The following is a 20,345-nucleotide window of genomic DNA, read 5'->3' as shown; positions in this document are numbered from 1 at the left end:
TTACTCAGATCTTTTGAGGAACACACATGGCGCGTTTAGAAAATTTAAACCTATCACAACAAGTTACCAATGAGCTTGGTAAAGCAATTATTGTTGGTGATTATAACACTGAAACGGGGCTACCAACCGAAGCACAACTTTGTGAAGTGTATGGTATTAGCCGCACAGCTGTTCGTGAAGCAGTGAAAATGCTTGCTGCAAAAGGACTGATTTCTTCTCGTCCACGACAAGGTATTCGTGTTGAGTCGGCGGAGAACTGGAACTTATACGACACAAGCGTATTAAAATGGTTGTTAGAAAGCAGCCCATCACTTTACGTACTTAAAGAATTTCTACAAGTGCGATTGGCGATTGAGCCACAAGCAGCAGCACTTGCAGCAAGAAAAGGCGACCAAGCAGCCATTGCAGAAATTAAAATGGCACTAGATAAAATGCAAGCGGCAGCAGAAGAGCCAGAAGGCGTAATGCATGAGCCAGACCTTGCTTTCCATACGGCTATTTTGCATGCCAGTGGTAACCGTTTTTTCTATCAATTACGTGATTTTATTAGCACGGCTCTGCATGTAAGTATTCAGCATACTACACCTGCTAAGGGCAATAAAAAGGCAATCGCTGAAGAGCACTTTAAAGTGTATAACGCGATTGCGAGCGGCGACCCTGAGCGTGCTAAAAACATGATGACGTACATGATTGATGAAGCAATGGCGTTTATTGAAAAAGAAATCGCCGAAAAAGAAGCGGCTCAATAAGTATCACTTTTTGACGTTGTAATTACTTTAAAACAAAAGGTTATCATGCCAAATTCGAACGAGCTAAAAACAGTTTACCCAAGCCTTGCTGGTAAGAGTGTGTTTATTACTGGTGGTGCATCGGGAATTGGTGAAGTAATGGTAACGCGGTTCTGCGAGCAGGGCGCGAAAGTCACCTTTGTTGATATTGCAACTGAGCAAAGCGATGCGTTATGCGCAAAATTAGCTGGTAAATATGAGTTTAATCCGCAGTTTATCCATTGCGATATTCGTGATGTTGAAGCCTTAAAAGCGGCCATTGAGCAAACTCGTCAGCAACAGGGTGACATAGGTGTGTTAATTAATAACGCAGCCGATGACACCCGTCATGCCGCTGAAAATATGGATGTGAAATATTGGGAAGACAAGTTTGCAGTTAACTTGCGCCCGTGTTTCTTTTCATCGCAAGCTGTGGTTGAACAGATGCAGCGTTTAGGTGGTGGTAGCATTATTAATATGGGGTCGGTTAGTTGGCGTATTAAGCAAACAGGTATGCCTGCCTACACAACTGCCAAAGCGGGGATTGAAGGTTTAACCCGTTCATTAGCTGCTTCATATGGTAAAGACAATATTCGTGTGAATTCACTGGTTCCGGGTTGGGTGATGACAGAGCGCCAAATCACTCATTGGCTAACCCCAGAAATGATTGAAGATGTTCGTTTAAGTCAGTGTATTAACGAAACAATTCAACCAGACCATGTGGTAAACGCGGCATTGTTTTTGGCTGCTGATGACAGCCGAATGATGACAGCACAATCATTGATAGTGGATGCAGGTTGGACATAATTTTGCGAAACAATCGCAAAACAACTAGCTTGCAATAAAAATTTTTACATAATTCAAATGATACTATAATAATAAAATATGGGTTATAGAATCAACAGAGCTCATACTTAGGAAGGTGGTAAGAAAGTTTGACCGACTTTGTACTTGTTTATTTAATTCTGATTATTGGCGCTTGCCTGCAAAGTGTTATTGGCTTTGGTCTAGGCATGCTATGTGTGCCTGTGCTTTACTGGCTTATGCCAGAGCTGGTGCCTGGGCCAATGATTCTGAATGCGCTGTTTTTAACGTCGGTGTTAATGATTAAACACCGCGGCGCGATAGACATGAAACAAACAGGCATTTCCATTATTGGTGGTGCAGTGGGAGTTATCTTTGCTGCTGTGGTGATGTGGTATGTCAATGCGAAGCAGTATCAACTCTTGCTAGGAGTGAGTATTTTGGTAGTGGTGGCATTGTCTATCATAGGTATGAAACCGAAAATTTCCACCATTACAAGCTTACTCGCGTCAATGTCGTCGGGCTTTTTAGGTACTACAACGTCAGCCGGTGGCGCGCCGATGGGGCTACTCTATCAAGCTGAAGATAAAGACAAAATTAAAGCAAACCTGAGTGCCTTTTTTGTATTTATAAACTTGTTTGGCATTATTGTATTGATGCTGACAGGCTCTGCCGATATGGCTGATGTAAAGCTGTTCTTTTTCTGCTTACCCGCTATTTTAATTGGCTGGGGCTTGTCGTTTGTGATCAACAATAACCTCAATGAAAAGGCCATTCGCGGCATCATCTTGCTGGTTGCGGGCTTATCTGGTCTAGCACTTATTTTCATACACAGATAGAATGAGAATAGTTCAGCAGTTTGTGTAATGAAGCCTATGCTCGATGACACCATTAAAGTAATCATTTCTAGCCAATGCCAATTAGGTGAAGGTGCCTATTTTGCTAAGGCACATAACTGTTTATTTTGGGTCGATATTTTAGGGCAGCGTTTGTTTCGTTTGCAGTGTCAATCGATGCGCGTTAGCCAGTTTACTATGCCAGAACCTATTTGTTGGGTGATGGAAACCGAGCAAGCAGAGTTAGTTGCAGGCTTTGCCAAAGGCGTTTATAAGCTAAATAGTGAAGACTTTAGCCGCGAACTTCTTTACTCAATCGATCACGAACCCTCACAAAACCGCTTAAACGATGGTAAAACTTCTCGCCAAGGCTTTGGCTTTTTTGGCTCAATGGACTCTCAAGAGCAAACCAATAGTGGCAAGTTATACCGTTTTGGTCATGGTCAGGCTCCGACAGCAGTTGATCATGACTACACCATTAGCAATGGGCCTGCGGTAAGTAAAAATGGCCAGTTTCTATATTCTACAGACTCAGATAAACAAACAATCTACCGCTTTACTCTGAATGAGCATGGCGAGCTTGCTGATAAACAAGATTTTATTCGCTTTACTGACAATATGGGTTTTCCTGATGGCATGACAGTTGATAGCGAAGATCATCTGTGGGTTGCTGCATGGAATGGTTATGGCGTGTATCGTTTTGCTCCAAACGGTGAGCAAGTACAGTTTATTCGCTTACCCGCACCGCGTGTTACGAGTGTCGCATTTGTAGGTGAAGAGCTCACGCATCTGGCAGTGACAACTGCGGCAGTAGGGCTAGAAGACTCAGTGCTCGCTGATTACCCTCACAGTGGTGGCGTGTTTATTCTCGAGCCGGGCGTTAAAGGTATTGCTGAAACGCCCTTGAAGCTATAGGTTTTCCATTACTTGATAACGCAACTCGCCAATAAACGAGCGTGCTGCAGGACCCAGTTTGTCACCGTCTTTAAAGAGTAAATGTAACTTAGCGCTGCGACTGCTGTTATGGGTTAAATTAAGTGCTTTCATTTGCCCTGCCGCAAGTTGTTTTTCTATCGCGACTTTTGGTAACCACGCAAAGCCCAGTCCATTACTGATCATATCAATTGAAGTGCGTAAATGAGTAACAGTCCAGCGTTGATCGGCACCTAACCAGCCACCATCTTGTTTGTGCTTATTCGCTGAATCGCGAACTACAATTTGGCGGTGTGATTTTAAATCTTCGAGTGTGATTTCACGCTCTATCTCATGCAAGGGGTGATCTGGATGTGCTACAGCAATAAACTCGATATCACATAACTCTTCGTGAAAGTTTGCTGCAATTGGAAAGCCGGTAATGGCAATATCAACCTGATCGTTTTCGAGCAGCTCATTGCCCCCCATTAGCACAGATTCATGCAGCTCAATACGCAGTTGCGGGTATTGCGATGACGTGTCGTTAAGTACTTTATAAAGCAGTTGTTGTGGGAAAATAGCATCAACAGCAATGCGTAACTTACTTTCGATACCTTCACCCAAGGTTTGCCCAATGGCCTCAACTTTAGCTGCTTCATCAAGTAAGTAATTAGCACGGCGCAGCATCATTTCGCCAGCTTCAGTGAGCACGGTTTTACGGCCTTGAATGCTGAATAACTTTACATCGAGTGCAGATTCAATTTTGCCAACTGCATTATGAATACTCGACTGGCTTTTATGAATACCTTGTGAGGCTTGGTTAAAGCCTCCAAATTCAACAACAGCACGAAACATGCGCCACTGTTCTAGCGTAATTCTTAGCATGATGTTCCTTTGCTTACTTAACTACCTAATAGTACCTGTAAATGCTGAAAAAGTTTACTTTTTAGGTGAGGGCAACTCAATATACTCAAGCTCATCACCGGGAATTTTAGCAAAACGCTGTGCTTGCCAATCTTGTTTTGCTTGCTCGATGCGCTCTTTGCTGTAAGCAACAAAATTCCAGTGTAAATACGGGACTTTATTGAATTTACTGCCACCGAGTAAAATAAAGCGGCTGTGCACCAGAGTCGTTATTTCGTGTTCACTGTCATCAAGTAGTACAAAGTCGCCTTGGGTATAGCGAGTATCACCCACACTAATTTCACCATAAATAACATACACGGCGGTTTCATGATGAGGATGCGGTTTAGTAATACGGCTACCTTGCCCTGCTACTGTATCGACATAAAACATCGGTGAGTAGTTTTTCACCGGTGAGCTTAAGCCATAGGCATCACCGACAATGAGTCGCATCAGCACGCCTTTTTCGATTCTCTCAGGCAGCTGCTGTTTTTTGATATGCTCAAAGCGTGGTGCTATTTCGGTCATGCTCTCAGGTAAAGCAACCCAGCATTGCAGACCATTAATGTCGTGCTCGCTCGCCCGCACTTCAAGGCTTTCTCTTTCTGAGTGCACTATACCGTGACCTGCGGTCATCCAGTTAACATCGCCGGGTTCTATTTGCAGGCTATTACCTAGCGAATCGCGATGGTAAATACTGCCAGTAAATAAATAAGTGAGCGTTGATAGGCCAATATGAGGGTGAGGCCTCACATTTATGCCTTCACCGCGAGGAAAGTGATTTGGCCCCATGTGGTCAAAAAAGATAAATGGGCCAACCATTTTTTTGTCAAAATGAGGCAAGATGCGCTTTACATCGAGCCCACCAATATCATGGCTGGTTGCTGTTAATAACGTTGCCATATTCGCGCCCTCTTAAAAACAAATTCAGCCAACAACCTAGGTTATTGGCTGGGATAAATGTTATGCCTGACTACGTTTTAACACTAGTTGATCTAGGCTGATTTTGCCTGCACCAACACTGGCTAATGCTAAAAAGCCGCCTGCCATTGCAATGTTTTTGTAGAACATTAAAAATTGCATTTGATCATCAAGCTGAAAGTGGAATAACAAAGCACTAACTAGGCTGAAACCAGCAAAAGCGACAGCGGTAAGTTGTGTTAAAAAGCCCAGTAAAATAAATAACCCGCCAACAATTTCAAAAGCAATCACAAATGGCAGTAAGAACTCTGGTAAGCCTACTGATGCCATGTACTGTGCAGTTGCATCAAAGAATTCTATTTTGCTAAAGCCGGTTAGTAAAAAGATGGCCGATAAACCAATACGTGCCAATAAAGTGCTAATATTTTGTAAGTGTGGTTGAGCTGAGATTAAAGTAAAAAGTTTCATAGTAGGTATCCTGTTTAGTTAAGCAGTGTGTCTGCGATGGAGTAACTATAAGTTCACTTTAAAAGAATTAAAAATTGTAAAATTAGTGTTTATCATTCTTTAAAAAAGAATTAAAAAGGAGGTTGAATATGAAGTTGTTGTTATTAATAGGGTTTTGTTTTTCGGTGGCTACAAGTAGCTTAGTGTTTGCCGAACAAAATTTACCAAATAGTCGTCATTATGAGTTGCTAGCTTCAGATATTGCGGTGCAGCAAAGCTGGCAAGTTAAAGACACAATTAAAGGTTATGAGATGCTGGAATATCAAATTAACCTTAATAAAGGCACTACTTTAAAGGTTGATTTTTCTCCATCAAATTTAAGCAACTACTTTAATATTTTACCAAAAGGCAACCCAACTGCTTTGTTTGTTGGCCCGGCAAAAGGTGATCATGCCGAGGTTAAAATTCCTGATAATGGCGATTATGTGATTCGGGTGTTTCTAATGCGCAATGCTGCGCGCCGTGATGAGCAAAGTGAATTTACAGCCGATATCACGGTATTAAAAAATACATTAAAAGGCATGCACCCAAGCTGGGATGTCGATGGTGATGGGGTAAATGATTGCGAGAAAGACGGTAGCTGCGATCACACGGTTGACTACAGCCTTCCTCGAAAGTCGAATTAGGCCTTTGCTAAGGCCTAATCAGCATATTATTCAGGCGCTACTTCAAGCGTTGTGAATAATGAGTAACGAACGTTATCGATATCTGCTTCTGCTGGTTTTTGATCAACAGATGCTTCAATCAAATACATATCGGCGTGAGCGAATGTCACAGTAAAGAAACCTTTTTTATCAGTTGTTACTTTAACTTCGTCACGCTCATTACGGTAGCGAGCACTACCACGAACAATAGCAAGCTCAACGTCAGCAGCTGGTTTGCCATCCATTAGCAATTGGAACTTAGCTTCTTCACCAGCAAACAGGTCGTTCGGGTGAGTAGGTCCTGAAATTTCTAAGCCCTGACCAAGCAATGTTGGCTTAGAAGTACCATTACGGCTAACAAAAGTATCAACAGTTGCGATTGATTTTACAGTGCGCACGTCGGTTGCGCCTGCTGGTAGGTCTGCTTCTTTTTTACCTGCGAAAACACGGCCGCGATTGCCGTCTTTATCTTTATAGAAAGTCATTAGCATTGGCTTTTGCTGCATAGCAATATGGTAAGTACCGTCTTGCGTTAAGCTCACTGCCGCTGAGTTTTTGCGTTTTAAATAGTATGCGCGAATCGTTTCTTCAACCGGTTTACCGTTTGGAGCAAGGGCAATTAATAAGTTGTCGTCATACTCTGCGCCTTTTTGTTTTGGGCGGTATGCTTTATCTGGGCTAAACAACTCATTAGAAATACTGGCATCGATCATCACATAGTGAGTTTTCTCACCAGATAAAGAAGTGTGAGATGGCATTAACCAACGGGCATGTGCTTGTGCATAGCCAGATGCAATTGCTGTGAAGGTCACGGCGCCGATCAGCGCCGTTTTTAATAATTTTAATTTCATTGTTTGTCCTTAATTACTGGTAATGGTAACAAAGCTAGTCGCGAACTCTTTTTCGCCTTTAATTGTGACTTTGCCGTCTTTCGTTAAGTCGATTTCAACGCGGGTGTAATCTCGGCCACCTTCTTCACGTACAACTTCAACATTAAGCAGGTAGCTACCAGGTTTAACTGGATTACCTTTTAAATCTTTACCTTGCCACTCAATGGTGTAAGTGCCTGGGCGTTTTGTTGCACCTGTTACACCATCAAAGCTGTCGTTGCTACGACCTGCTTTTCGCCACCACTGACGTAAGTCTTTAAACCATTCAGCTTTTTCGACCCAAAGTGCAATAGTGGTAACGTGTTTACGTTCAGGTGTTTCTAGCCATAGCGCCACGTAAGGGCGATGATATGGAGAAACATCTAGCTCAGGTAAGGTAAATTCAACGGTTAGGTTGGGTTCTTTTGCAAAGCTCAGAGGGCTGAACAAACAGCCAATTAGTAGAGCAACGAGTAAGTGGGCTTTTTTCATTAAGATACTCCTTTAAGTTGAGGCACCCAAACTAGATAAATAACCAAAGGCGTGGCAACACCAAGCAGCGTTAACCAAAGGCCTGCGGCACGTTTTTTACGGTTTTGAAAGAGAATAAATAATCCAGTAATAGCAAACAGAATCATCAAAACAGCTGAGATATCAATCACCCAGCTCCATGCTTCGCCTGTATGGCGGCCCTTGTGTAAGTCACCAATCAGACTCATAAAGCCACCAGTTTGATAATCAATATTAAGTTCACCGGTTTGAAAATCGATTTCGGCATAGGCAAAGCCAGCCGGAAGCGGGTAGTCGAGCATTACCAAGGCATCTTCTTTTTCCCACTCAATACTTTTTACATTGCTGAGTGAAAACTGCTGTTGCATGTATTGCTCTATTTCAGGGTAAAGGCTTGGTAATGTGTCGAGGTTTGTTTGCGCTTTTTCAAATAACTCAGCAGAAACAAGTAGTTGGTTCTGACCATTATGTTTATCATTTTCGAGCCAACTAACGTGGTTGAGGATGATGCCACTGACACAAAATAAAATAAGTAAAAAGAATAAAGCCGTTGAAAGGTATATGTGTAAGGCGCGGCTAACGCTATAAAAGCTGCGTTTGTTAAATGAGAACATAATGCGGTTTATTCGTTAAAGATACAAATATGATAATGATTTGTATTACTGATAACAAGCAGGTTTACGTTCTTTACATTTCTTTGTGCTAGAAATGAATAGCGAGATACGCCATCACTGCTAGTTGCGAACTGAGAAAACAAGCAAGCAACATCAAGCGCATCTGTGTGGTTATATTAACTTGAATTAGGGTTGGTTTATTTGGCTCAGATGGGCGGTTAATTAAATAGGCTAATACGCTCAATTCAATCACTGCTACTAAATACATCACCCAAATTGGCGCGGCACTTAGTAGTAAAAAAGCATATCCGATAGCCATACCAAAACCTGCTAATAACTTAGCACGGGTAGGGACAACCTTATGCTCTTGCCAAAACCTTAACGGTTGGCCGTATCTGGGGTGGTTTAGCAGCCAGGCAGAAAGCTTGGGTGATGAGCGGGTAAAGCACGCCAATGCTAGTATAAAAAAGATAGTCGTCGGCATCACAGGTAATGCAATACCTATGATACCTAAACCCACCATCAATAACCCGAGTAACTGATAGCAGCCATTTTTATAGGCGGTAAACGCCGCTCTCACATTCATCAATAAAGTTGGGCCTGATAAAACTTAAATCGTTGCAGTGCTTGCTCGGCACCCTCTATCAAGGTGGCTTGTTGCTGTTCACAGAGCTCAAGGTTATCAATAAGATGATTTAGTTGACAGTCTTTAGAGTATTCACTTGCTTTAGCAAGGTAGCGTGCACCACGTTGATTATTTAACTTTAGCTCAGCTTCTACCTGTTTGCCTAATGTAGCTGCAGAAAATTGCGATCCTTCAATTACATACAGCCAACCAAGTACATAGGCAAAGTCAGTATTTTGAAAGCGGCAGGGTTGCTTTTGATGATTTGGTAATGGGTGCTTTAAATCGTCTAAGTCCTGCTTGATTAAAGATAATCGCGTACGATCATGTAAGTTATCTATATATTGATGTAAACCAGCATGCTCGTAGAGGCCTTTTAATTCTAACTGGTAGGCATACTGTAAGGTTAAAAACTTTTTATAGTTATCTAAATCAGCACTAGGCGCTAGCGCTAATAAATGATGATCAATATTATCGGTTATGATGCTTATCGTTTGTTTTAGCTTTTCAGCTCGAGAAAGTAGCTCGAGTATTGGCATGAATATGTTCCTCAGCAACGTCTTTAGAGTAAATGCACGGGGTAGTTGATGTTGTCATAGGGTTATACCCATAATTTCTAAGTGATAATCAGGCAAAGCTGCTATACAGCTTTTAACAATAAACCGGGCTTAGAATGATTCTATATAATAATGATTTTCATTTGTATAGCCAGAAAGTGTTTTTACTAAAGGTACAGATCGGACCTGAATATTCTTTGTTTTGTGTTTGTAACGTTTTATCAATACTCCAAAGCTACATTATAAAAAAGTAAAAAAGCATGGAGGTGTTTGACTGTGAAGTTTAGTTCCAACATGCTTTATAGCATGTACTAAGCGATACTTGATGGTCGTGTAAGGATATATGTCACAATAAGAATCTTTATAAAACCAATCATGAAAACCAGCCATAGAGCGGGTTCTGCCAAGGCTAATAATGAGAAACTAAAACATATACACGTTACTGCCATGAGCTTTGCTTTGACAGGTATTACTTTGTTTTCTTGCCATAAACGCAATGTTAATCCAAAGCGAGGGTGGTTAAGTAACTGCTTTGCATGTGTTGGTGAAGCATGACTAAAGCACACTAAGGCAAGTATAAAAAAAATCGTTGTTGGCATAATAGGCAAAGCCATACCTACAACACCTAGAGCTACTAAAGTAAACCCACTTAGTTTTAGTGTGGTTTGTTTGTACCTTATTAGTCGAAGGTTAAATTTCATGAATACACTTGGCTTTGAAATTGTTGAAAGCGTGTAAAGGCTTGGCGAGCACCTTCAATTAGAGCAGCTTCTTGGGCTTGTGTTAGCTCTAACGTGTCTATTAGTTGTGTGAGTTCTCGCCATGCACTTCCTCGACCTGCTCCAGGTCCTTTCAAATATCGAGCGCCATGGTTAGCATCGAAGTTTAGCTGTGCCTCTACTTGCTTACCAAGCATAGCAGCTCCAACTTTTGAGCCCTCAACAACATAGAGCCAACCTAAAGCGGTAGCAAAATTTGTCTCATGGGTGATAGAAGGTTCTAAAGGGGTTTCTGGTAATGCGTATTTCAGGTCTTGAAAGTCCTGTTCTAATAAAGACAAGCGACGACGTGCGATTAGATCATTTATATGCTTAGCAAGTTCTGGGTGTTCGTATAATGCACTGACATCTTTCAAGAAGTTGTACTGTAAACTTAAAAATAATATATAGCTGCTTGTATCGGCAAATGGGTTTTGGGCCATGATGCTTTTATCGACATTATTGTGCACATCAGTCGTTGCTGTTTTTAGTGCTTGAGATCGCGAATGTTCAGTAATGGTAAGAGACATGTTTACTCCATAGATAAAGCACATTGCAGTGAAAAATGATCGCTGCAATGTATAAGGTAAAATAAGAACTTAAAGTTTGATTTCTAGGCCAAGAGTAATGGTCTTTCCAGGCTCGGGCATGGCGACAATAGAACCCGTTGAAACTTTATATTGGTCAGTTAGATTAGTTACAGATGCATAGCCACTCAGGCTTTCGTTGAACGTGTAATCAAGGTAAAAATCTAATTGATAACCAGATGGGATATACTCAAGTGCATCAACACCTGTTGATGATAAGAAGCCGCCAGGGTGGCGCTTATCGGTATGCTTTTTATAAATAAAACCTGTATCTAATGAATCATCAAACAAGGTTGCACCGATATTGACGATGTAACTCTTTTCTGGAGGAATTCGCAACGGGGTTAAACTGCCTAAAAAGCCTTCACTATTACAACGTTCAGCACCGCCAATATCTGCCAATTCATTTGAACACATCTCTACGTCTTGGTAATTGATCATTGATGCAGATGCATAGAGGTACTGACTTTTATAATCTAGTTTTAACTCGATACCGGGAAGGGTGAATGAGTCATAGTTTGTAAATGCATAGGTGCGTTGCCAAGAATACGCTTCAGGATCCTTGTTGGCTAGGTTCGCCGTAGCAAGCATATCTTTTATTTCAGTGTGGAATAGGCTGAAATTGAAAGTAAAGTTATCATTGGTTGCGATGATGTCACTAAATGTGCTTTCAATATTCAATTCGTATGAATTTGTTCGCTCAGGAGTAATTGGGTAGCCGGGTGAGAAAGAAAACACCTCATTAGAAACGGTTCCCTCGTATAAACTCGGCATTCGATATGCCTTACTATACTTAGCAGATACAAATGTGTTGCCAATCAGAAGATATGAAGCTTGCAAGGTTAAATCTAGTTTAGCATCAAAGTTATGCTCTAATTCAGCTTGGCGGTCTTCAATTTTGGCATCATGAAGGTTCATGTTTAGTAGTAGTTCTAAGTCATTAAAATCTAATTGCGCATTAGCAAAAAAGCTATTTGAGGTTCGCTTACCATCACGTGATGTAGGGTATTTTGTATAGAAGGTATCTTCATAACCTTCTTTTGGTTTTAATTCTTCAGACTGCCATGCGTAGCCAGTGGTCAAGGTTGTAGGGATCTGGCTGGCAATTTTAAAGCTTGATACATTATAAGCACTAAAGCCTGAACGAGTATTTGCATACTGGTGGGTATATTGTAATGCGTTTGAACCTAGGTTGCTTGCCAATGCATTGTATTGATCTAATTTTGCATGCGTGTTCCAAAGGTTCACTTTCAAATCGATAAGTGAGTTGTTCGTTGGTAAGTAGTGGTAAATAGCACTGATACTATTTACATGTGCTGTACCAAGTTGCCATTGTGGCATTGCCTCTTCACCTGCAGGAATTTCTTCCCATGTGCCGTCAGGTAGGCGGCGGTAATCACCTTCTTCATATTTGTGCCAATAAGAAGCGAGCATTTCCCCTGCGGCTTGTTGATGATGGCGGGTATTGACTTCGAGAGTGTGTTCATCGGTAAACTCATAACTAAATTTAGCTAAGTAAGATTCACTTTCAAAGCTCGTATTAACGACTTCTGCGCCAGGTGATACCGGAGGGAGAATTTCAAAAGTACTCAGCCAACCCTCAACAACTTCAACAAAATCTTCATAACCATTACTACCAGCAAAGTAGTTGCCGACCTTTTTGTCACTAAAAGCAAATACTGCGCTGAAGTCATCATTTTTATAAGCTGTAGCTAGAACCATTGACCCGTTTTCAAAGTCTGTACTGTTATGGCTTGGCGCTACTTGGTAATACTCTTGCTCTACAGGGTCATCACTTACTTTAGGCATGGAGTTGTTGTTGTATGTTTTTAGTTTTACTAATGCGCCTAAATTTTGACCTTCCTTTAAAATATCAGCAGGATTTAAAGTGCTCATACTGACTGTGCCACCGATAGCGCCTGCGCTAAATGGTGAGGCTTTTGCCGTAGGGCCTTTTTCGACATTCACTGTACTGATCAGGTCTGAGTCAATGTAAGTGCGATCAGAGGTGCCCATATAACCGCGGTTAGTGTGAGTAGACTGTAAGCTACCATCAATAAAAATGGGAACTCGGCCTTCACCCTGTACGCCTCGGATGCCCACGTCTAATGCACCTGCTTCGTTACGAATATTATTCGCCTCAATTCCTGAAAAAGTTGAAAAAATATCAGAGTTTGAAAGGCCGCTTGTGCGGTCCATCTCTTCTCGAGTTATTTTTAATTGCGTACCTTTTACTACGATAACTTCTATATCTTTTTGTTTTTCTGTTAAATCATTAGAGACAGCGCTGTCTTTACCGGTAGTAGAAGAGGTTGAGTTTTTTGAATTGGTCGACTTTATAACAATACTGTTATCGATTACTTCTGCTCGAATAGCTGTATTCTTAAGAGCGACTTCTAAAGCATCATATACTGATTTTTGGCCATGTATTGAAGGAGCGACAATACCTTCTAATATTTTTGCATCAGCAATAAGGTTCATGTTCGCTTGCTGTGCTAGCTGGTTAAGTGAGTTACTTAATGATTGCTCAGCAATGTTAAAAGTAAATACCGCTCTATCTTGAGCGGCAAGGGGAGCGCTTAGGGCTAACCCAAGTGCAAATGCCAAAGGTGATAATTTAGTGGTTAAAGAGTAAGGGGTTTTCATTCATTTACATCCAAGTAATTAACTAACTAAAATGAAAACGAATGAGAATGAGAATCCCTCAATAAAAATTTTATAAATTATAGTTTGTTTATAATTATCTGATCTTTTTCTGTTTTTATTTTAACAGGAACTACATGGGGTAATAATTTTAAAAAATTATCCAATTCTGAGGCATTAAATGTTCCAGACAAAGGTAGTTGGCTCAATTCATTGCTGGCAAATTTAAATTCTCTGTCATGGTATCGGTTGAACTCTACAAAAACTTCATTGAGAGGTGTGTTGTCAAAAATTAGTCGCCCATGTTGCCATGCATCAATAAGAGTTGGGTTGATATTTTCAACAGAGATACCTTGCTCATTAACATAAGCTTGCTGACCTTGTATTAGTTCAACGATATGCTGATTACTTTGAACCTTGACTCTACCATGCGAGACGCGAATGCGTGTGTTTAATGGTTTTTTATCGACTGTAAACCTAGTACCTAACACGGTTATTTTAGTGGTATCTGTATTGACGATAAATGGTCGCTTGGGGTTTGTCGTGACATCAAATAAGGCTCGCCCTTTTACTAAGGTATTAGAGCGAATGTGCTCATTAAAATTAATGTTTAGGTTTGTTTGTGCATCTAAATATAGCTTAGAGCCTTCTGGTAGGTTTACTTTAAGCTGCTCACCAACTGCTGAGCTATATTGAGCACTGTAATCGCTGCTTTCAGTATGGGGCAATAATGTGAAACTGATCAGGCTTATCATGAATATCGCTAAGCATGCTGCTGTTGCCATCCATACATTTGCTTGTGAAAAACGAAAGACTTTTGATGTAGATAGGTTCTCAATTTCTTGTTCTGAAAACTGTGCTAACAAGCCGTCTATTTGTTTACTTTCTTCGAAAATAGTCTTGTGATCAGGGTTTAGTGAAAGCCAGTACTGAAATTGCTCTTCTTGCTCTGTAGTAAAGCCACACTTTTGCTGTTCTAGCCACTTATTTGCTTGCTCTTGCAATAATGTTTGCTGACGGTCCATTGTATACTTTCCTATTTTCTATTCAGTGTTTCACGGCATAACATCATGGCTGTTGCTAGGTGCTTTTCAACCATACTAACAGAAATGTTCATTTGCGATGCAATTTGATGTTGGCTAAGATTTTTAAACTTATAAAGTACAAAGGCTTGTTTTGTTTTTTGCGGCAGCTGTTCAATGCATTGGTAAAGTTGCTTGAGTTGTTGCTGTGCCGCGAGTTTTGATTCTGGCTCAAAGTCAGCGGGAGCAATAAGATCTAGTTCAACCTCTTCGGTTACTTTTCGCTTTTTACGATACTGATCAATAAGAATGTTTTTTGCTGTAGTAAAAAATAGAGCACGCTGCTGGGTTGAATCATGATTTGGATTGTTTTTCTTATGATTCAGTATCCTTAAGTAGGCTTCTTGTACAATGTTTTGCGCCTTTTCTTTACAGCCAACGGAGCGTGAAATGTAATTTAAAACTTCAGCGTAATAGCGTTCCAAAAGTCACCTTTTTAGGTAATTTAAAAAGGAAAAGGATACTAGCTGTCAGTCAACTAAATGGCAATAGTTTTCGTTTGCATTTATAACTGGTTTGAGGTGTGACAAATAGCCCAGCGCAAGGCTGGGCTAAATAGGTGTATGGAGCAATAGGGTTACTAAAAGTAATAACCTATATTGATATTGAAGCGGGTTTCAGTCTCGTCGCTGTCGCCAGCAATTGAACCACCAACAAATGGTTGGTTTTTCGCTTGTACAAAATCAAAGTAAGTGAATAAGCCACCTGCGGCAACAGATACACCGGTTACATTCATCCATGTATCTTCGCTGTTATCTGACTTGTCATAAATGATGCCGTAGTCATTATAAAACTGCAGGTTTGTTACCGGCCCCCACTCTACAGGCAGGCTGTAAGCGATATTAGCATTAGTCATGGTCGCTTCTGCGGCAATACTATCGTAAAACGCATAAGCACCCACGGCCATACGGTCGACGTTGTCGATATCGTAGTTATACTCACCATGCTGGAGCTGGAAATTCCATGGACCAATAGTACTGTTTAAGTGCACAGCCCAAGCGTAGTAATCGCCGGCTTTATCTTCACCGTCATGCAAGCCACCCGATAACGCAGAAACACCTAGCTCGGTGGTGCCGCCGTCATGCTCAAAATGATAGCCATAACGACCAGAGAAGGTGTTGTACTCACCAATCGCATTGGTTGGTTCGGCATATACACCTTCATCAGCTGAGCGGAAACCAACAACATCATATGAGTAGCGGTCGCTTCTGTCGCTTACGTAACCATCAACACCACCTAGCTCATCATTTTTGAAAAAGCCAAGATCAATTTGCCAGTTGTCAGCAATTTTGCGCTTGAATAGCACACCCAGATCGTGGTCATCTTCAAGACCAATATAGTAAGTGGTGCCAAAGAAGTAGTTGTGTGAGTTATAAGGCCAGTTACCAAAGGGCACTTTGGTAATACCTGCCTGTACCTGCCAGTCTTCGGCAAAGTCATAGGCTGCATAAGCATACTTAACTGCAGTCATGTAATCGAAAAAACGGATCTCAGCGTTAAGCTGCACATCACCGACATCGCCTGCAAAATTTAGCCTGAAGATGTCAAAATCGAAGTCACCACCGCGGTTTTTATTACCATCGTTATAAGATGTATGGCTGAAGTTGGTACGTACTGCACCCCCGACCTTAATGCCAGATTCTTTTTTAGGAGCTTCAACAGCTGCTGTTTGTTGCTCAAGTTGCTTTTGCTGTTTTGCTACTTGTGCATCAATCTGCGCTTGTTTTTCGGCTTGTTGCTGCGATTTTTCTTCGGCAGCATCAAGTTTGCTTTGCAGTTGCTGCATTTGCTGTTTCAGCAATTGCAGCTGCTTTTGAAGGTCATCAATTTCAGATGCCTGACTAAGACTTGAAGTTGTGCCCAAGGCTATTGCGAGGGCTAACTTTGATAGTTTAAGCATGAATTTTCGCTAGTGTTGGAATGGGTACTACCAAGCATAGTTGATAATCATGCTGAACCCAAGACTAGACACAGAAAATTAATATTAATCAATCAGTTTTAATTTTTACTGTGGTTCTAATGTCTTGGTGATTGCGCCAACTTCAAGCAGAGGTGAAGCATCAAGCTGATCTGCATCCATCATTGCGGCAATACGTTGCATTGATGAAAGTAGTAAGCTTTGCTCCCACTCATCGAGTGCTGAGAACTTTTCAATGAAGTGTTCTTGCAGAGGCTGAGGTGCTTGATCTAGTAGCTGTTTACCCGCTTCTGTGAGATGCAAACTAACTCGGCGTTTATCTAATTGGCTACGTACACGAGTGATCAGGTTACGGTTTTCTATACGGTCTAAGATATTAGTAACCGTCGCTGGGCTTAGATTTACATTTTGTGCAATGCGACTAGCGGTTATGCCATCGGTTTGTGCAACCTCGTTCATAATCAGTAATTGTGGGCCTGTTAAGCCAGAGGTTTTATTGAGCTGTTTTGAATGAAGGTCGATGGCTCTGATCACTTTACGCAGCGACACTAGTAGCTCGTCATACTTTTGCATGTTTCTGTCTCTTAAATAAGGCGGCGTGGAGCAACCGCAATCAAAAAATTTTACACATCTAATAAATTGAGTTCAAATAAATAATGACTATATTGCTTATAATTTATGGCCATAAAGGTTGTTTTTATGCTTTTAAAATAATTAGAGCAGAAATTAAAAAGCAAAAGTTAAAATTTAGATAGAGTAATTGTTGTTAACACTTAAAATGCAACTACGAGGTGACACCATCACTTTGTAGTAAAACAATTTATACAAATAACTAAATATTATTTACTAAAAGCCACTGCATTGGGTAAGGTGGATTTTTCTTTCATTAAATGGGACGAATTATGAAGTTATCGCCATCAGTTACGATTGAGCAAAGTGAAACCGGGCTTGAATTTATTAAAATTGCTAGTGAGTTTTGTAGCGCAACTATTTTTCTGCAAGGTGCGCAGATCACTGAGTTCACGCCAACCGATAAAAAGCCACTATTATGGGTCTCAGAATTAGAAGATTACCAAGAAGGCAAAGGTGTGCGAGGCGGTATTCCGATTTGTTGGCCATGGTTCGGAGTAAGCCAACATGAAGGCTGGCCAGCTCATGGTGTTGCTCGCACAAGTTTATGGCGCGCAGAAGAAGTGAAAGAACAAGACGATTCTATTTATATCAGTTTGTCATTGCCGATGACGCAAGTTGATGAAAAGTATTGGCCTTATAAAACTAAGTTATTGGCTGAGTTTATTTTAACCTCTAGCTTAGAGATGCGTTTAACAACCACGAACTTAGATAACCAAACAGTACAGTTTACTCAAGCACTGCACACGTACTTCCCAACACCAGCAATTGAAGAAACAAAAGTAGATGGTCTGCAAGGCGCGAAATACATTGAATTTGCTGAAGGTCCATTTGAGCAAAATGAATTAGTGTCGTTCACGCGTGAAACAGATATGGTTTACACCGAAGCAAAAGACACTCAGCGTATCATTACACCTGATGGCATTATTGAAGTAGGCCGCGAAAATTCAACATCCTGTGTACTTTGGAACCCATGGATTGATAAATCAAAACGTCTTTCTAATTTTGCTGATGACGAATACCACGTCATGCTGTGTTTAGAAGCGGCTAATGTCCTTGATGATAGTGTTGAACTTGCGCCTGGAGCAAGCCATACACTTGCAACAAAACTACGCTGGGTATAATTTATAACGACTCAGTGTTAGCACGTAAGGCCGGCACAGCTGGCCTTTACAAGGAATTACCGTGTTTAGTAATCAACAAATAGAAACCCTTCCAAAGCATCAAACGATTCAATTCCAACCACTTGCAGATAATGCGATATGGCATGTACAACTAAATTGGTTGTTATTTTACGTGCCTTTAATGGCCGTGATCATTGCAGTACGGCACTTTAATCCAGCCATTAGCGAAGCCATTGCTACACCTTGGCTTTTGGTTTTGCCATTGTTGGTAATACTGTCGATGGTTTACAACCTTTACAGCGTTCGCGCTAAAGGGGTGGCAGTAAGAGAGCATGATATTGCCTTTAAGCGAGGTTTAATTTGGCAACAAATCACCTTATTGCCTATTTCTCGCGTGCAACACACCGAAATTCATCGCGGCCCAATTGAGCGAAAGTTAGGACTCGCAACACTCAGGCTCTACAGTGCGGGTGGCATGAGTGCTGATTTACATATCAGCGGGTTAACGGACGAGCAATGCAATGATGTTCGCCAGTTCGTGCAAAGTTATGGTGATAATGCAGCAACTCAAGAAAATGAGCTTGCCGATGAGTGATCAACAATGGCAACGTGTGTCGCCATGGGCGCTACTGTATTTTATTGTTCACTTTGCACTGCGCTTCATAAAAGATGGGCTACTTAATTTACTGCCAATTTTGGTGTTATTTGTTACGCAAGTTGAGCAAAAGCTGTTTTGGGGGCAAATAGCTGTTGCCGTAGCCTCTTTAGTTTTAGTGCTGTATGCCTTTGCTTATTATCGTAATTTTAAATACCGCATAACAGATGGTCACGAAATACTGCTCAATAAAGGGGTATTTAAAAAAGAGCGGCTAACCCTAAAATTTGCTCGAGTACAGAACGTAAACATTGCCGAGCCTTTTTATTTTCAGCCAGTTAATTTAGTTAATTGTATTTTCGATGCCGCCGGTAGTAGTGCTCAAGAAGCTGTTATCCCGGGAGTTAAGCTTAGCTATGCCGAGCAAGTTCGTGAACAAGTTATGGAATTTAAGGCTCAGTTACAACAGCAAGAGCAGCTACCTGTTGAGCAGAACGAAGCAACAGATAAACCGAAAACCTTAACGATCAGCAATGCTGAAATTGCTAAGTTTGGTTTGATGTCGAACATGGCAATTTTAGCATTGGCTGCGCTTGCCCCATTTATGAATGTGATTTTTGAGTACCTCGAAAAAACCATCATAAACCGCCTAGAGGCCATACTGAATGAGCAGGCTGCTTTTGTTGGTAGCGCTGCTGCAATCGCTGTGTTAATTATGGTTGTTGCCATTGTTTTATGTGCCATTTTACTTTCTGTTGTCATGGCCTTAGTGCGCTTTTTTAACTTTGAGCTGTATTTTCAAGACGATAAGTTTAAGCGTGTGGCAGGTTTATTTGAGCGCCAGCAACTCTCGATCAGCGTGTCGAAAATTCAAAGTGTGCAAATCAAACAAAATATTATTGCCAGGCTCCTTAATCGTTATACCTTAATATGCCCACAAGTGAGTAGTGGTGGTATGGCAGCTGGGGTTGCGGCACATAAAAATAAACAAACGTTAGTGATGCCAGTAATCACTAAAGAGCAAGTGCAAGCCGTGTGTGGCTGGTTATTTCCATGGTTTGTTGATTTAACAGAGCTTAACTTTATTAAGCCTGAGCGAGCTTTACTTTATAAAAATACGTTTTTATATGTGATCCTGCCAACTGTATCTTCTGCTTTAATTTTCAACGCCTTATTTGATGCTGTTACGATGCTGTGGAGCAGTGTCGTAGGCTTAGTTTTGATGATCGGTGTGTTTTTGAATTATCAAAAAACGGGTTTGGCTATGTATCAACATGACGGTCGTTTTTTTGCCGTATTTAAAACCGGTATGCTGGGTGTACAGTATCGTGTTTTTGAAATCTATAAAGCGCAAAGCGTCACCACAATAAGCACTTATTTAATGCGCCGATCACAGCTTAAAAGCTTGTATATACAACTAGCTTCTGGTTCTGTATCAATGCCTTACTTAAAAGCGGAGCTGGCTGAGCAGTTTGCTGATTTCGCCCTATATGAAATAGAAGGCGTTGAGCGGAATTGGTTTTAAATGAAAATGGTTCT

General features: G+C 41.1%; 22 protein-coding genes and 1 pseudogene. 8 read left to right on the top strand and 15 right to left on the bottom strand.

Annotated features, from left to right (window positions below; genetic code table 11):
- Nucleotides 1-26: 26 nt before the first annotated feature.
- The 4 genes from VRK28_RS11305 (at nt 27) to VRK28_RS11290 (ending at nt 3,322) form a co-directional block, all read left to right on the top strand.
- Nucleotides 27-749, top strand: a complete 723-nt coding sequence (locus VRK28_RS11305; protein WP_063527568.1) for a FadR/GntR family transcriptional regulator — start codon at nt 27-29, stop codon at nt 747-749.
- Nucleotides 750-794: 45 nt separating this feature from the next.
- The gene (locus tag VRK28_RS11300) at nt 795-1,574 is read left to right on the top strand and encodes an SDR family NAD(P)-dependent oxidoreductase (RefSeq protein WP_332393945.1); all 780 of its coding nucleotides are present in this window, start codon (nt 795-797) and stop codon (nt 1,572-1,574) included.
- Nucleotides 1,575-1,702: 128 nt separating this feature from the next.
- A complete protein-coding gene (locus VRK28_RS11295; protein ID WP_062566342.1) occupies nt 1,703-2,410 on the top strand; it encodes a sulfite exporter TauE/SafE family protein in 708 nt (235 codons plus the stop codon).
- A gap of 27 nt (nt 2,411-2,437) precedes the next feature.
- Nucleotides 2,438-3,322 (top strand): SMP-30/gluconolactonase/LRE family protein, encoded by an 885-nt coding sequence (locus VRK28_RS11290; protein WP_332393944.1) that lies wholly within the window; start codon nt 2,438-2,440, stop codon nt 3,320-3,322.
- Here the strand turns inward: VRK28_RS11290 and VRK28_RS11285 are convergent.
- From VRK28_RS11285 to VRK28_RS11275, 3 genes are read right to left on the bottom strand one after another with little or no spacing between them, the layout of a single operon-like run.
- Entirely contained in the window at nt 3,317-4,204 is an 888-nt protein-coding gene (locus VRK28_RS11285) for a LysR family transcriptional regulator (RefSeq protein WP_054562975.1), read from the bottom strand. The genes VRK28_RS11290 and VRK28_RS11285 overlap by 6 nt on opposite strands.
- A 54-nt stretch (nt 4,205-4,258) precedes the next feature.
- Nucleotides 4,259-5,125: a pirin family protein gene (locus VRK28_RS11280; protein WP_332393943.1), complete on the bottom strand. Its 867-nt coding sequence runs from the start codon at nt 5,123-5,125 to the stop codon at nt 4,259-4,261.
- Between the two features lie 60 nt (nt 5,126-5,185).
- Nucleotides 5,186-5,611, bottom strand: coding sequence for a DoxX family protein (locus VRK28_RS11275; RefSeq protein ID WP_054562973.1), 426 nt, complete (start codon nt 5,609-5,611; stop codon nt 5,186-5,188).
- Between the two features lie 128 nt (nt 5,612-5,739).
- Between VRK28_RS11275 and VRK28_RS11270 the strand changes: the two genes are divergently transcribed.
- The gene (locus VRK28_RS11270) at nt 5,740-6,276 is read left to right on the top strand and encodes a hypothetical protein (RefSeq protein ID WP_251602813.1); all 537 of its coding nucleotides are present in this window, start codon (nt 5,740-5,742) and stop codon (nt 6,274-6,276) included.
- A 26-nt stretch (nt 6,277-6,302) separates the two neighbouring features.
- Here VRK28_RS11270 and VRK28_RS11265 read toward each other — a convergent pair whose 3' ends face one another.
- From VRK28_RS11265 to VRK28_RS11210, 12 genes and pseudogenes are all read right to left on the bottom strand, one after another.
- Nucleotides 6,303-7,145: a DUF4198 domain-containing protein gene (locus VRK28_RS11265; RefSeq protein WP_175079643.1), complete on the bottom strand. Its 843-nt coding sequence runs from the start codon at nt 7,143-7,145 to the stop codon at nt 6,303-6,305.
- A gap of 9 nt (nt 7,146-7,154) precedes the next feature.
- Entirely contained in the window at nt 7,155-7,655 is a 501-nt protein-coding gene (locus tag VRK28_RS11260) for a DUF2271 domain-containing protein (protein WP_332393942.1), read from the bottom strand.
- Nucleotides 7,655-8,287: a PepSY-associated TM helix domain-containing protein gene (locus VRK28_RS11255; protein ID WP_274167910.1), complete on the bottom strand. Its 633-nt coding sequence runs from the start codon at nt 8,285-8,287 to the stop codon at nt 7,655-7,657. The genes VRK28_RS11260 and VRK28_RS11255 overlap by 1 nt, the downstream gene beginning before the upstream one ends.
- Nucleotides 8,288-8,483: 196 nt before the next feature.
- Nucleotides 8,484-8,873 (bottom strand): annotated as a pseudogene (locus tag VRK28_RS11250) (YbaN family protein); the annotation flags it as partial.
- A complete protein-coding gene (locus tag VRK28_RS11245) occupies nt 8,873-9,451 on the bottom strand; it encodes a biliverdin-producing heme oxygenase (RefSeq protein ID WP_332393941.1) in 579 nt (192 codons plus the stop codon). The pseudogene VRK28_RS11250 and the gene VRK28_RS11245, both read right to left, overlap by 1 nt.
- A 329-nt stretch (nt 9,452-9,780) precedes the next feature.
- A complete protein-coding gene (locus VRK28_RS11240; RefSeq protein WP_058586044.1) occupies nt 9,781-10,170 on the bottom strand; it encodes a YbaN family protein in 390 nt (129 codons plus the stop codon).
- A complete protein-coding gene (locus VRK28_RS11235) occupies nt 10,167-10,757 on the bottom strand; it encodes a biliverdin-producing heme oxygenase (protein WP_062566336.1) in 591 nt (196 codons plus the stop codon). Before VRK28_RS11235 ends, VRK28_RS11240 begins: the two co-directional genes overlap by 4 nt.
- 69 nt (nt 10,758-10,826) lie before the next feature.
- Entirely contained in the window at nt 10,827-13,460 is a 2,634-nt protein-coding gene (locus VRK28_RS11230; RefSeq protein WP_332393940.1) for a TonB-dependent receptor plug domain-containing protein, read from the bottom strand.
- A gap of 77 nt (nt 13,461-13,537) precedes the next feature.
- Nucleotides 13,538-14,482, bottom strand: a complete 945-nt coding sequence (locus VRK28_RS11225) for a FecR family protein (protein ID WP_332393939.1) — start codon at nt 14,480-14,482, stop codon at nt 13,538-13,540.
- A gap of 11 nt (nt 14,483-14,493) precedes the next feature.
- Nucleotides 14,494-14,964, bottom strand: coding sequence for an RNA polymerase sigma factor (locus VRK28_RS11220; RefSeq protein ID WP_130167350.1), 471 nt, complete (start codon nt 14,962-14,964; stop codon nt 14,494-14,496).
- Nucleotides 14,965-15,119: 155 nt separating this feature from the next.
- Nucleotides 15,120-16,439 (bottom strand): porin, encoded by a 1,320-nt coding sequence (locus VRK28_RS11215; RefSeq protein ID WP_062566332.1) that lies wholly within the window; start codon nt 16,437-16,439, stop codon nt 15,120-15,122.
- 105 nt (nt 16,440-16,544) lie between these two features.
- On the bottom strand, nt 16,545-17,030 hold the full coding sequence (locus VRK28_RS11210; protein ID WP_054562966.1) for a MarR family winged helix-turn-helix transcriptional regulator: 486 nt from the start codon (nt 17,028-17,030) through the stop codon (nt 16,545-16,547).
- Between the two features lie 329 nt (nt 17,031-17,359).
- Between VRK28_RS11210 and VRK28_RS11205 the strand changes: the two genes are divergently transcribed.
- From VRK28_RS11205 to VRK28_RS11195, 3 genes are all read left to right on the top strand, one after another.
- Nucleotides 17,360-18,211 carry a D-hexose-6-phosphate mutarotase gene (locus VRK28_RS11205; RefSeq protein WP_062566331.1) on the top strand — a complete coding sequence of 284 codons (852 nt, stop codon included), beginning with the start codon at nt 17,360-17,362 and terminating at the stop codon, nt 18,209-18,211.
- Between the two features lie 61 nt (nt 18,212-18,272).
- Nucleotides 18,273-18,806 (top strand): PH domain-containing protein, encoded by a 534-nt coding sequence (locus tag VRK28_RS11200; RefSeq protein ID WP_062566330.1) that lies wholly within the window; start codon nt 18,273-18,275, stop codon nt 18,804-18,806.
- A complete protein-coding gene (locus VRK28_RS11195) occupies nt 18,799-20,331 on the top strand; it encodes a PH domain-containing protein (RefSeq protein ID WP_332393938.1) in 1,533 nt (510 codons plus the stop codon). Before VRK28_RS11200 ends, VRK28_RS11195 begins: the two co-directional genes overlap by 8 nt.
- Nucleotides 20,332-20,345: the final 14 nt, after the last annotated feature.

Origin of the sequence: Pseudoalteromonas sp. P80D2 (genome assembly GCF_036680945.1) — a bacterium.
Taxonomy (GTDB): Bacteria; Pseudomonadota; Gammaproteobacteria; order Enterobacterales; family Alteromonadaceae; genus Pseudoalteromonas; species Pseudoalteromonas shioyasakiensis.
Note: the sequence above shows the minus strand (reverse complement) of the source record. Positions and strands in the feature narration are given on the sequence as shown.

Bases quoted from the DNA above. Each gene is read 5' to 3' on its own strand.
- VRK28_RS11210 (WP_054562966.1), bottom strand. From the start codon at position 17,030: ATGCAAAAGTATGACGAGCTACTAGTGTCGCTGCGTAAAGTGATCAGA.
- VRK28_RS11265 (WP_175079643.1), bottom strand. From the start codon at position 7,145: ATGAAATTAAAATTATTAAAAACGGCGCTGATCGGCGCCGTGACCTTC.
- VRK28_RS11225 (WP_332393939.1), bottom strand. From the start codon at position 14,482: ATGGACCGTCAGCAAACATTATTGCAAGAGCAAGCAAATAAGTGGCTA.
- VRK28_RS11270 (WP_251602813.1), top strand. From the start codon at position 5,740: ATGAAGTTGTTGTTATTAATAGGGTTTTGTTTTTCGGTGGCTACAAGT.
- VRK28_RS11285 (WP_054562975.1), bottom strand. From the start codon at position 4,204: ATGCTAAGAATTACGCTAGAACAGTGGCGCATGTTTCGTGCTGTTGTT.
- VRK28_RS11195 (WP_332393938.1), top strand. From the start codon at position 18,799: ATGAGTGATCAACAATGGCAACGTGTGTCGCCATGGGCGCTACTGTAT.
- VRK28_RS11305 (WP_063527568.1), top strand. From the start codon at position 27: ATGGCGCGTTTAGAAAATTTAAACCTATCACAACAAGTTACCAATGAG.
- VRK28_RS11275 (WP_054562973.1), bottom strand. From the start codon at position 5,611: ATGAAACTTTTTACTTTAATCTCAGCTCAACCACACTTACAAAATATT.
- VRK28_RS11255 (WP_274167910.1), bottom strand. From the start codon at position 8,287: ATGTTCTCATTTAACAAACGCAGCTTTTATAGCGTTAGCCGCGCCTTA.
- VRK28_RS11215 (WP_062566332.1), bottom strand. From the start codon at position 16,439: ATGCTTAAACTATCAAAGTTAGCCCTCGCAATAGCCTTGGGCACAACT.
- VRK28_RS11260 (WP_332393942.1), bottom strand. From the start codon at position 7,655: ATGAAAAAAGCCCACTTACTCGTTGCTCTACTAATTGGCTGTTTGTTC.
- VRK28_RS11290 (WP_332393944.1), top strand. From the start codon at position 2,438: ATGAAGCCTATGCTCGATGACACCATTAAAGTAATCATTTCTAGCCAA.
- VRK28_RS11235 (WP_062566336.1), bottom strand. From the start codon at position 10,757: ATGTCTCTTACCATTACTGAACATTCGCGATCTCAAGCACTAAAAACA.
- VRK28_RS11300 (WP_332393945.1), top strand. From the start codon at position 795: ATGCCAAATTCGAACGAGCTAAAAACAGTTTACCCAAGCCTTGCTGGT.
- VRK28_RS11205 (WP_062566331.1), top strand. From the start codon at position 17,360: ATGAAGTTATCGCCATCAGTTACGATTGAGCAAAGTGAAACCGGGCTT.
- VRK28_RS11230 (WP_332393940.1), bottom strand. From the start codon at position 13,460: ATGAAAACCCCTTACTCTTTAACCACTAAATTATCACCTTTGGCATTT.
- VRK28_RS11240 (WP_058586044.1), bottom strand. From the start codon at position 10,170: ATGAAATTTAACCTTCGACTAATAAGGTACAAACAAACCACACTAAAA.
- VRK28_RS11245 (WP_332393941.1), bottom strand. From the start codon at position 9,451: ATGCCAATACTCGAGCTACTTTCTCGAGCTGAAAAGCTAAAACAAACG.
- VRK28_RS11280 (WP_332393943.1), bottom strand. From the start codon at position 5,125: ATGGCAACGTTATTAACAGCAACCAGCCATGATATTGGTGGGCTCGAT.